This window comes from Veillonella sp. (genome assembly GCF_019414865.1).
Taxonomy (GTDB): domain Bacteria; phylum Bacillota; class Negativicutes; order Veillonellales; family Veillonellaceae; genus Veillonella.
This window is the reverse complement of the sequence record NZ_DXLG01000054.1, coordinates 1-10,407: the sequence shown is the minus strand read 5'-3', so window position 1 is coordinate 10,407 and position 10,407 is coordinate 1. Positions and strand designations below refer to the sequence as shown.

At 41.8% G+C, this 10,407-nt stretch carries 12 protein-coding genes and 1 pseudogene; all 13 read right to left on the bottom strand.

Features of this window, described 5'->3' with window-relative positions; genetic code table 11:
- Positions 1-269, bottom strand: a pseudogene (locus QZ334_RS04860) (propanediol utilization microcompartment protein PduB); the annotation flags it as partial.
- A 2-nt stretch (positions 270-271) separates the two neighbouring features.
- Positions 272-553, bottom strand: a complete 282-nt coding sequence (gene pduA / locus QZ334_RS04855; protein ID WP_005385289.1) for a propanediol utilization microcompartment protein PduA — start codon at positions 551-553, stop codon at positions 272-274.
- A gap of 44 nt (positions 554-597) precedes the next feature.
- Positions 598-1,605 carry a nicotinate-nucleotide--dimethylbenzimidazole phosphoribosyltransferase gene (locus tag QZ334_RS04850; RefSeq protein ID WP_295232389.1) on the bottom strand — a complete coding sequence of 336 codons (1,008 nt, stop codon included), beginning with the start codon at positions 1,603-1,605 and terminating at the stop codon, positions 598-600.
- An 18-nt stretch (positions 1,606-1,623) separates the two neighbouring features.
- Complete coding sequence (locus QZ334_RS04845) at positions 1,624-2,064, bottom strand: EutP/PduV family microcompartment system protein (protein WP_295232386.1); 441 nt, start codon at positions 2,062-2,064, stop codon at positions 1,624-1,626.
- Positions 2,065-2,077: 13 nt separating this feature from the next.
- Entirely contained in the window at positions 2,078-2,440 is a 363-nt protein-coding gene (gene eutS / locus QZ334_RS04840; protein ID WP_038117203.1) for an ethanolamine utilization microcompartment protein EutS, read from the bottom strand.
- 85 nt (positions 2,441-2,525) lie between these two features.
- On the bottom strand, positions 2,526-3,248 hold the full coding sequence (locus QZ334_RS04835) for an MIP/aquaporin family protein (RefSeq protein WP_119206720.1): 723 nt from the start codon (positions 3,246-3,248) through the stop codon (positions 2,526-2,528).
- A gap of 18 nt (positions 3,249-3,266) precedes the next feature.
- Positions 3,267-4,313: a cob(I)yrinic acid a,c-diamide adenosyltransferase gene (locus QZ334_RS04830; protein WP_295232383.1), complete on the bottom strand. Its 1,047-nt coding sequence runs from the start codon at positions 4,311-4,313 to the stop codon at positions 3,267-3,269.
- A gap of 27 nt (positions 4,314-4,340) precedes the next feature.
- Positions 4,341-4,715, bottom strand: coding sequence for a glycerol dehydratase reactivase beta/small subunit family protein (locus QZ334_RS04825; protein WP_005385280.1), 375 nt, complete (start codon positions 4,713-4,715; stop codon positions 4,341-4,343).
- The gene (locus QZ334_RS04820; protein WP_287499270.1) at positions 4,712-6,538 is read right to left on the bottom strand and encodes a diol dehydratase reactivase subunit alpha; all 1,827 of its coding nucleotides are present in this window, start codon (positions 6,536-6,538) and stop codon (positions 4,712-4,714) included. The genes QZ334_RS04825 and QZ334_RS04820 overlap by 4 nt, the downstream gene beginning before the upstream one ends.
- An 18-nt stretch (positions 6,539-6,556) precedes the next feature.
- Entirely contained in the window at positions 6,557-7,093 is a 537-nt protein-coding gene (locus QZ334_RS04815; protein ID WP_295232376.1) for a diol dehydratase small subunit, read from the bottom strand.
- A gap of 11 nt (positions 7,094-7,104) precedes the next feature.
- Positions 7,105-7,803 (bottom strand): propanediol/glycerol family dehydratase medium subunit, encoded by a 699-nt coding sequence (locus QZ334_RS04810; RefSeq protein WP_024066321.1) that lies wholly within the window; start codon positions 7,801-7,803, stop codon positions 7,105-7,107.
- 9 nt (positions 7,804-7,812) lie between these two features.
- Positions 7,813-9,474 carry a propanediol/glycerol family dehydratase large subunit gene (locus QZ334_RS04805; RefSeq protein ID WP_285363905.1) on the bottom strand — a complete coding sequence of 554 codons (1,662 nt, stop codon included), beginning with the start codon at positions 9,472-9,474 and terminating at the stop codon, positions 7,813-7,815.
- 21 nt (positions 9,475-9,495) lie between these two features.
- The gene (gene pduB / locus QZ334_RS04800; protein ID WP_038124004.1) at positions 9,496-10,197 is read right to left on the bottom strand and encodes a propanediol utilization microcompartment protein PduB; all 702 of its coding nucleotides are present in this window, start codon (positions 10,195-10,197) and stop codon (positions 9,496-9,498) included.
- Positions 10,198-10,407: the final 210 nt, after the last annotated feature.

Genomic DNA, 10,407 nt, shown 5'->3' with positions numbered 1-10,407 from the left:
GATCGATATGACTTAGTGAGCTTCATAGCTTCCAATACTTGACTATCAACATTGGCAATTACGAGACCAATTGTATCGCCTGTTGTAGTGCTACCTACGTGTTCAGTAATCATAGAAGTTTGTAGTTGACTTACAGTAGGTGAACTTACAGGTGACGAAGCATATGATGTATTACTAGTCGCGCCTGTAGTTTTGCTTAAATCAGCACTATCGATACGCATCAATACGCGCTTTAAAATCTCATCTACCATACTATTAGTATCGGCCATAATTATTCACCCTTTGTTGGTAAAATACCTTCTACATCTTTATGTGGTCTTGGAATTACATGAGTAGAGATAACAATGCCTACCCGTTCTGCAGCAGCTGCACCTGCGTCTACAGCAGCTTTTACAGCACCTACATCACCACGAACCATAACAGTAACGAGACCAGAACCAATTTTTTCATTGCCTACGAGTTCCACATTAGCTGCTTTAAGCATTGCATCAGCTGCTTCAATAGCGCCTACTAGGCCCTTAGTTTCCACCATACCTAATGCTTCTTGTGTCATCTGTTTTCTCTCCTTTTACAAAACATAGTACAAAGATTACAAATTTATTTTTCTAATAGTTCCACCATGGTACCTATATTCATAAAGGCAAAGTGTGCTGTTTTAAGTAGTTGTACCATGAGTACCGCCCCAGTACCTTCACCTAACGCCATTTGTCCATGGATTGGAACTTCGTCAAGACGAATATTTGCATAGGCTAATGCTGCGGCCATCCCTACCTCACGAGAATAATGAGATGGAATACCGTATAATGGAGCCTCTCCATTCATTTGAGTAGCACAGGCCATTGCAACAGCTGTAATATAACCATCGATAACAAATGGGATATGTAAGTCTGTACAAGCTACCATAGCACCTGTAATAGCGGCTAAATCAAAGCCACCTACGCGGCTAATTACCTCTTTAGGACTATTTAAGTGCCCCTTATGATGAGATAGTGCAGTGCGAACAAATTCTCGTTTCTGATTCATATACGCCTCTTCATCAGGACCAGATCCTGGACCTACGGTTATCCGTGAGTCTAGTTTTGTAAGTCCACTCAAGACAGCTGCTGAGGTAGTCGTATTACCAACACCCATTTCTCCGAAGGAAAATAGATTAATGCCCGATTCTGCATAATACACAACACGGTTATATCCCGCTTGGTATGCTAGGTCGAATTCTTCATCGCTCATAGCAGCACCATGTAATATGTTTTTTGTGCCTTGAGCAACCTTTCGATTTACTCCAATACCTTGTGGGCACGCAATGCCTACATCTACCACTTCGTAAGGGATATGGTTGAAGATACAGTAATTAGCAACTGCGCTTTTACCATCAATCATATTCTGAGATTGTTTACGGGTAATCTCATAGTTATAACCAATTAGGCCATCTACGGAGATACCATTATCTGCAGAAAAGATAATATGCTGAGCATGAATCTCAGGTGCCATATCCTGCCAAGCAAGACACATTTTTTTGAAATATCGTTCCCATAGACCCAAGCTTTTTGGAATGATCGCCTTATTTAAAATAAATTGATTAAGTTGTTCTTCAAAACCTCTGTCCATGGAAAAACCTTCTTTCAACTAACCATATATGTAGTTACATAAATGTTCTAATGACTCTTCGTCGTGAACGGATATTTCAAAAATCTTAGTGGCTCCTGCTAATTTGAGATTGCGCCTAGGCACCTCAACATCTTTGCCTGTATCCACCTTTGACACAACACCTATAACCTCGCGATTTAAAGAGTTTCCAAAGCTTGGTGGGAATATGGTTGTTTCATCACCTGCTGGAATCATGAAAATCACTAAGTCCGCATCATAGGCGTGCAAGATAATGCCTCGATAGTAATTAGGATTCTCCATATATTCTCCAGGGGTATCGATGAAGTTTCCCACTCTCGTTATGGCTTGTGTCTTATGATACGTAGCCGAGCCATGAGTAATCGTATCTGCTAATGTAGTTTTACCACAACCGCTACGACCTACTAGAAGGATGCGTTTTTCTTTCTTTTCGGTACTCATAATTACCCTTTCATTAGGATCTTGTTAAATCCGTTGGGAAGAATCCTAATATGCGTTGCAGTCCTTCAATTACGCTACGCAAAGCAGATTCAACAGCAGATACATCACCAGTTATGAGAAGTGCCCCCGAAAATCTATCGATGAAACCGATTTCGATATCACCAGATTTACTTGCAATATCGGCTGCAATAATGGTCCCTTCGCCAGGTGTTATGGTAAGAATCCCAATGGCATTGCGCCCTTTTTCCTCAAGCCCCATTTTTCTAAATAGATCTGGCTTAGGATTAGCAATAACATGAGCTATCGTAACCTGCTTTCCGGGTACAAATTCTTGTATGATGCGCTGTTTTGCATCAATTACCTCTTGAAAGGCCATATAATCTCCTCCTACTTCAAAATGTATTCTTTAAACTATATTGGCATACCATAGTTTGTCATCATTTTATATACTCTAGCTATAGTTAAGGTGCCACTAATTGAAAGAATAATACGGCTAAACCTGCCCCAATCAATGGTCCAATAAATGGTACCCATGCATATTGCCAATTCGCAGTTCCCTTATTAGGAATTGGTAATAAGAAGTATGCTAACCGTGGACCAAAGTCACGGGCTGGATTTAACGCATATCCAGTAGTTGCACCAAAGGACATACCAATGGATGCTACCAAAATACCGATGACCATAGGTGCCAAACCATCGGCCATTTTGCCTAAGCAGAGAATCGCTAACATAAACATAAATGTTGCTATAATTTCAGATATCAAATTGAAAGGTTTATTATCGATTGCTGGACCTGTTGCAAAAATCCCTACGCAGTTCCCTTCATCAGGACCTGTTACTTTAAAATGTGGATAATAGAACAGTGCAGCAATGGCAGCACCTGTAAAACCACCTGCAATTTGCGCTATGGACATTGGAATAACTTGATCCCAAGGGAATATACCAGCTACAGCAAGGGCAAAGGTAACTGCTGGATTCAAATGACCAGGGCCACCAAGTGTAATACCTACGTATACACCAAAGGAAACGGCAAAGGCCCATCCAAAGATAATGTGTAACCAATTAGTACCAAAAATACTAACGATGGTTTTCTTTAATAAAATTGATGCATTTGTACTGTTACCAAATGCAATTAGAACGGCAGTACCAACAAACTCACTAATATACATTTGCGTTACGTCCATTGTTTTCACCTCATAAATCTACAAAGATTGTAATGCGTGAGATGCAATGTCCATATCCTGTGCCACAGTACCACCACTAATGCCGAGTCCACCAATCATTTTTCCATTAATCATGATTGGATATCCGCCACCAAAGGTGCAAATTTTACGGTTTACCATGGATTCTATGTTGAATAGATTGCCATCAGGCTGTGCGCTTGGATGTATTTCATGAGTTGCTGATTTAAGCGCTACTGCGGTGTACGCCTTTGCCTGTGCGATGTCGTTACTGATGAGCAATGCATCTGACATACGTTGGAAATACATTAATATACCGTTTGCATCTACTATAGATACAACGATAGGTACGCCTATGGACTGAGCGTAGTCCATTGCCGCTTGTGAAAGCTTCGTCATAATATGCTCTAACTCTGATCCAGTTGTCATATCAATAACTCCACTTTCAGCAGTATGCTCTATATTACTTACGCATTGATTGCTTTCTGTCAGTATTTCCTCACGACTAGTTGCTACACGTTCTGAAACGCGTTCTACAATTGTTTCTACAAATTGTATATAGTCTTCCATGCGAGCCATGATATATAGAGCATCAGATAGTCGATTAATAAATTTACGAACCTCATCGCGAATAGGTTCTACAGAACCTAAACTTATAAGCAATCGTTCACCACGACGACAAATAGTACGCGCCACGTGTAGCTCTGCAGCAGATAGATAATTTCCGCTTAATATAAAGCTATGTTGCTGTGGCAATCGCTTTGTATAGTCATCAATCATGTGTTCCAATTCGCTTATATCTTGTTGTGAAATTAGATTACTACTTTCACTAAGATTTTCCACATGAGGCGTTGCTACCTCCGCACATAAGCGGAATAGCTGATGTTGTAATGTGTGAAGCACATGTTTATTGTCTGGTGAGACGACTAATTTCTCACATACACTAACCTGTGCATTTAATTCATCAAAGGTTCCATATGTGTCCACACGAAGTGAATTTTTTGGTACTCTAGTGCCATCAAAGAGGGCTGTTGTACCTGTATCACCGGTTTTCGTATAAATAGCCATATGCACCACCTCTAAAGTTAGTTAGATTTAAAAAGCTACTTCCAATCGTTCATCAGAAACGAAAGGATTACCTTTTACAAGGCGGGCTGCATTGACACCTAAGGTGCGTAAGCTATCTGGATATTGAGCATAGCCCGTAAGTCGATAAATAAATTGATGAGCCGGTATATTTTTATAGGTTAACACAATCGTCTCATCATCAACGCCTATCCCAACAGATAAAGCCGAATTACGAGATGCTAGGTCAGCCAATGTCGTATGCGTACCACTATGGAACTCAATGACAACAGGTAGACCTTCCTCTTCAATGCCATATAGAACGGGTTTTAGTATATCCGCACTGATATGCTGTGTGGCATAGAGCAATATGGTTGGCTTACTGACGATACTTTGATCCATCATAGGCCTCCCTTCTGTGCATAAGATAATACCAATCCTGTTGCTACCGCATTTCGTGCCCCTTCAACGCCTCGAATATTGCCTCGCCCCGCTACTAATGCATATTGTGAAAGTGCATCGGTTACGAGTTGAGGAATTTCAAAGTCTAATGCAGAACCACCTACGATAACTACGAATGGTATATCTCGCACATTATGAGTAGGACTAACAGATGCCAAAGCGCGGAGTGAGTTTGTGACAAATACCCGTTTCTTTGCAGTTTGACGAACACGCTTAATCTTTTCTAGAGGGATATCTCGCTCTACAGGAACGAGCCCATCTGGCGTTACGATAACAACGCGTCCAAACAATGCTGCCGAAAGTGGTTCATTAAAGAACTGCACCGTTCCATCTTCGTGACGAATGTGATATACACTGAGTACTTGAGCCAATGGATCTCGTTTGATGGCTTCTGCAATATGCATATCCTCTAAACCAAGTTCAGAATTAATGAGCATAGTTACCATATTTCCTGCTCCTGCAAGATGAATGGCTTTAATTTTTCCTTCTTGGTTAATGATGGATGCATCAGTTGAGCCTGCCCCTAGATCGAGTATGGCCATTGGTTTTGCTGTCCCCGGTGTAGTCAAAGCCCCTAAGATAGCTGATTCAGCCTCTTCACCACCGATTTCAACTGGTACGCCTAACTCTTTTTCTACCTGCTTTGCAATGATTTCCATTTGTAGATGATCTGACTTAACCATGGAGGCAATGCCTACGGCTTGTTCCATAGAGAACTCACCTGCAAGGCCACCCTTTACATTGATAGGGACAGCTACATCTACGGCTAGCAAGTCTTGGATGAATACATCTTGCGGGGATTTATTTGTCAATTGAGCCATTGTAAGGCGAACCTTTTCAAGCATGCCACCTACGTTCGTACCTGCTTCACCACTGATATCATCGATAGGATGAACAGATTCGAGGGTTTCCATAATTCTCTCTGCCCCAGCAGATACATCGACGGATACAGTTCGATCATTCCCCATAACAATGATGGATCCTGCCGGTATTACCCGCTCCTTAACGTCCCCTGCCGGTGTTTTGATGACTACAGCTGAGCGATTTCCGATAAGAGCTCTAGCGATAGGTACAATATTCTTTGTTTCCTCTGGTGAAAGCTCAAATACAGTGGCAATCCCATAAGGATTTGATAATTGTGATACCACTTGCCCCGGTTCTACAACCTCTACGGCAGAAAGCATGCCCATTGGGATTTTATCGATATACGCAACCTCATCTACGATAGGAATTTTATGATCCAATCGATTGTTAACGAGTACGCCGTCATCGGCTTGAAGGATAGCAGCTCGAATATCATAACCTCGTTTGCAATATGCATTAATCAGCTGTGCTATCAATTCAAAATCGATAATCTTTGGAGCTACCACGATGTATGGCTGACCTTGTGGCTTATCAATTAGTTGCTCAATGGGAACGGTATACCCTACACCAAGACCTAAGCCACCTGGTGTTTTAGGGTTGTGCCCTATCATCGTAGATTCCGTAATTATGGTTTCTGTAATCGTTTCCATGGCCACATCGCCGATAACTGGTGTAGCCTCATTAATGCGAACTAAGTCAATGTCTCGTAGTGTAAGATTAGCAGACCTAATTAGCGACTTGAGGGCATCCATGAGGCCTACGATATTTTCGCGCGTCCCTTTAATACCAGTGGTACTAGCGATGGCAGAAGATAAGAACTTTACCTCTCCATTACTATGAATTTCGGCCAAGGCCGCTTCTGTTGTAGAGTTTCCGATATCGATGCCAACAATTCGTTTCATAATGACATCTCCTATAGGTTAATTATCACCTTTAAGTTTTTTACGACGTTCATAATTTTCTGCAGCTTCTCGTACAAAGTTTGCACAAATCGGAGCCCCTAAACCATCAAGTTCGCTAGCAATATCTAATAATTCTTGTTTGGAAGAACGATATGGACGAAGTGCATTGTACATTTCAAGTAAGCGTTTATCACTTACCTTTGTCATTTCTGCAGCACGAGAGAAGTTGAGTTCAATTTGATCTCGGCCCCCAGCCTTAGCAATTTGACCTTGAGCTTTCAAAATGGATGGAGAAATTTTTAAATCGTCCATTGTGATATGACCGGCCATTACGTTATCCATCGTAATGTGGCTCAAGTCTCGACCTTGACCAAGATCAATCCATTCTGGGTGTTTTTTAGAAATTGGATAATCTTCGATGGTAACCACTCTATCTACAACTGCTGTATTAGGTGTAGATGATGTATGAGGCGCAGAGTATTGTGTAGCATTTCCCTTTGCCCCTTCTATATCAGATACAATCTGCCGAATTAAGGCTTCTAATTCGTTAGCCATAGTAAACCTCCTTATACAGTGACACGAACTTCATCAGCTGGCTTACCTTTTACTACATGCTTAGTTTCCTTGATATGAAGCAATGCAGATAATGCTTGGTATTTTGGACGAGCCATTTGATCGTTCATTGTTGGTACTGGTGTTGGGGATTCGCCCTTAGCGTATTTAGCAGCATTTTTACCGATAGCACGGTATGTTTCAGCTGTTAATAGCGGTGCTTGAGGGAATAATTCCAAATTTGAAAGTGGTTGTAAATCGCGTTGGTGAATCAAAGTAGTACCTTTAGATTGAATACCGATACATACACCAGATCCAGAAATAGAATCGCCTTCAACAGCTACGGCCGCTACGTCAGAGGAACGGTATACGCGAATCACACGAGCTTTTAAACCTTCTTCTTCGATACCAGCTACTAATTGGCGAATTACTTCTTGATGCGGTACACCAACGATAGTTTGTCGTTGACTACGGCCAAAGGCAGGACCAACAGCAATAACTACTTCATCTGCGCTTGTACCAGGTTGTGCAGGGCCACCAGTTTGGAGCCAGCTATCGTCACCAGTTGGATCTTCATGTCTAGGAGCCGCACTTGATGTTGTGCTTTCACCAACACTAGCCTTGAATTGTGGTGCCTCATGAACACCACCCATTTCTTGTAAAACGTCTAGGATAATAGAACGTAATACATCTTTGTTAATTTCAGCCATCATGACACCTCCTTATATATCCCGTGGATCAATGGCGTTTGGAATATTTTTAATGCGTTCCCAATCTTCACCTTCCACACGATAACCTGTGCCAGCACCTTGATAGTCATTTTTATTGTTAATCGCGGAGATAACGTTAAAGTCACGGTCAAAGATAGCCGATGTTTGTAAGTAATCACCGGAGATTTTTTGTTTTAATAGATTCAAAATACTTTGTGCTACATCTTGATGACCTTCTTTAGCTAAGCCTTTTACGAAGTCAACGCCTGTAACACCGCGGTTTAACAAGTCTTGAGCCGCTTTAATATCTGCAACCTTATCGCGAGGAGGCATGTCTTTAGAGCCATTCGCATAGGTAGCAGCCTCTACCTCTTGATCTGTAATCGGAGGCAAACCTAAAGCTTTGAACAAAGCTTGTAGTGCACGAGCCGCTTTATTACGAACCGCTACTACTTCTTCTTCGCGAGCAGGGATAAGACCGCCATTTACCTTGAGGTCACGTTGGATAACTGTCCAGTCATCAAAGTCCTCAGCATCCCAGTTGGAGCCAGCAAACATGTTATCATAGTTTGGTGTAGAACTATAACCAGAGCAGATGAAGTCAGTACCTGGTGCAAATTGCATCAATGTACGAGCTGTTCTACGCAAGTCGGAGTGGCTGAATGTTTGGTCATTACTAGATGCACATTCTAGGTCGAGCATAGCTGCTACAAGGTTTTCTGCTAATACAGCACGGATACCAGAAGGTACGGCTGCTGGAATACCGATACAGCTTACAGAACCATTTTGGATACCTTGTACGCCAGCCCCTTTTGTGATGTATAGGCAACGGATTTCAAGGTACAACATAGATTTACCTTCTGCTTGGCCCATTTGTACTTCAGAACCTGTACCAGAAGTAAAGCGCATTTTAAGGCCACGAGATGCATAAGCAGATGCGAGGAAGCCTTTAGACCAAGGTGTATCATCACCATCAGTAAATACATCTTCTGTACCATATACAGAAATAGTTTCTGCATAAGCTGTGAAGCCACGCATACCAAGTTCCAATTCTGTTGCTTCCTCCAAGGAGCATTGAGTCAATACGCCTGGTCGACCACATTGAGAACCTACAAGTAAGCTGATGGCATTAAGTGGTGCATAACGAGCAACGGCAACTGTTGTTTCTTCTTCTGCGAACCCACGAAGTGCACCTTCTGCAGCATCCGCTGCGATTTGTACTGGGTTGTCGTTTACGTTCGTTACATGGGCTTGGTTAGCCATTGTACGACGAGCACGCATTTTTTGCATACATTGCATCATTTCAACAACATTCATGCAAGAAACAACTTCCAGCATTTTCGCTGGGGTAATAGATTTACAAATCTTAACGATTTCTTCACGAGGCACTGATGGTGTAAGCATCATATTAGCAATCTCTTTTGAGTCCTTTGCCATCGCTTGTTGAGCACCATCGAGAACGATACCGTAGTTCGCAATAAATGTATCGATAAGATCAAAATCTTCGCGGCGTTTACCATCGAGTTCAACGATGCGACCGCCTTCGATTTTGAGGCTAGGCTTTGGATCTTGAGGAGATTCCATGGCTATAAAACCTTCCTCTACCCATTCCTTTACATAACCATCCTGATTAACAGGACGTTGACTTAAGACTTCGAAACGTTTTGATTTCATAGGGCATACCATCCTTTCAGATTAGATATAGGAAGGGGCTCCGTTCACTGGTTCGTCACCCATAGTACCGAGCAATTGTTTACCTACTTCACGAGCAGAGATAACCGCTTGTCGTACAGCCCCAGAATCGCCAGAAATCTGTAAAATTACTTCGTTAGAATTACTTGTACCTGCAGACGGAGATGCATAACCGATTACATCAACGTTTGCAGATTTAACAGCTACATCGGCCATAACTACTCCAATAGCTGCTGGAGCACCTACGATAAGGCCAAATGCTTTACCTTCAGGAGCGCCAAATGCTGCATTTACTGCATGACTAGCGCGTGCTGTATATTGAAGTTCAATATGACCAGCATCGTTTGCATATACATCGCCAAAGGTGCGTTCCACTTCAGCTAACGCTACTTCAATAGCTCGTTTTACATCGGATACATCATCACCACCAAAGATGATTAACGAGCCATGGCCTGCGCCACCTTTAGTATCACGAGGTAATTCAATGCTAACAATTTCAGTATTGGTTGCTTTTACCGCTTCATCAGCAGCCATAATGTGTGGGCCTGCACCAGTACGAGCACCTAAAATACCGATAGAACGATATTTTTTCTTTAGTTTCATCGCATCTAATACTTGTTGATCTACGTTAGCAATTACGAGACCTATAGTATCACCAGTTTTACTAGTCCCTACAAATTCAGTTAATCCACATGTTGTCGCCATAATACCCTCCATACGTATAATGAAAGTATCTATGTACAAAAAACTATGTTGCGATATACCATTTTATATTTTTAAATATTTCTTTAACCATTCATATGTATGCAACACTACTTCTGTACACCATATATTGCTATAGAGCATGCCTTGCTATTCAGTCACAACCCATCGGACTCAATCCTTTCTAAATACATGTACTATAAGGCTTTTATC

What these genes read in the sequence shown, in the direction of transcription:
- QZ334_RS04835 (WP_119206720.1), bottom strand. Translation starts at nt 3,248, where the DNA reads ATGGACGTAACGCAAATGTATATTAGTGAGTTTGTTGGTACTGCCGTT.
- QZ334_RS04815 (WP_295232376.1), bottom strand. Translation starts at nt 7,093, where the DNA reads ATGGCTAACGAATTAGAAGCCTTAATTCGGCAGATTGTATCTGATATA.
- pduA (WP_005385289.1), bottom strand. Translation starts at nt 553, where the DNA reads ATGACACAAGAAGCATTAGGTATGGTGGAAACTAAGGGCCTAGTAGGC.
- QZ334_RS04850 (WP_295232389.1), bottom strand. Translation starts at nt 1,605, where the DNA reads ATGGACAGAGGTTTTGAAGAACAACTTAATCAATTTATTTTAAATAAG.
- QZ334_RS04805 (WP_285363905.1), bottom strand. Translation starts at nt 9,474, where the DNA reads ATGAAATCAAAACGTTTCGAAGTCTTAAGTCAACGTCCTGTTAATCAG.
- eutS (WP_038117203.1), bottom strand. Translation starts at nt 2,440, where the DNA reads ATGGCCTTTCAAGAGGTAATTGATGCAAAACAGCGCATCATACAAGAA.
- QZ334_RS04830 (WP_295232383.1), bottom strand. Translation starts at nt 4,313, where the DNA reads ATGGCTATTTATACGAAAACCGGTGATACAGGTACAACAGCCCTCTTT.
- QZ334_RS04810 (WP_024066321.1), bottom strand. Translation starts at nt 7,803, where the DNA reads ATGATGGCTGAAATTAACAAAGATGTATTACGTTCTATTATCCTAGAC.
- QZ334_RS04845 (WP_295232386.1), bottom strand. Translation starts at nt 2,064, where the DNA reads ATGAGTACCGAAAAGAAAGAAAAACGCATCCTTCTAGTAGGTCGTAGC.
- QZ334_RS04820 (WP_287499270.1), bottom strand. Translation starts at nt 6,538, where the DNA reads ATGAAACGAATTGTTGGCATCGATATCGGAAACTCTACAACAGAAGCG.
- pduB (WP_038124004.1), bottom strand. Translation starts at nt 10,197, where the DNA reads ATGGCGACAACATGTGGATTAACTGAATTTGTAGGGACTAGTAAAACT.
- QZ334_RS04825 (WP_005385280.1), bottom strand. Translation starts at nt 4,715, where the DNA reads ATGATGGATCAAAGTATCGTCAGTAAGCCAACCATATTGCTCTATGCC.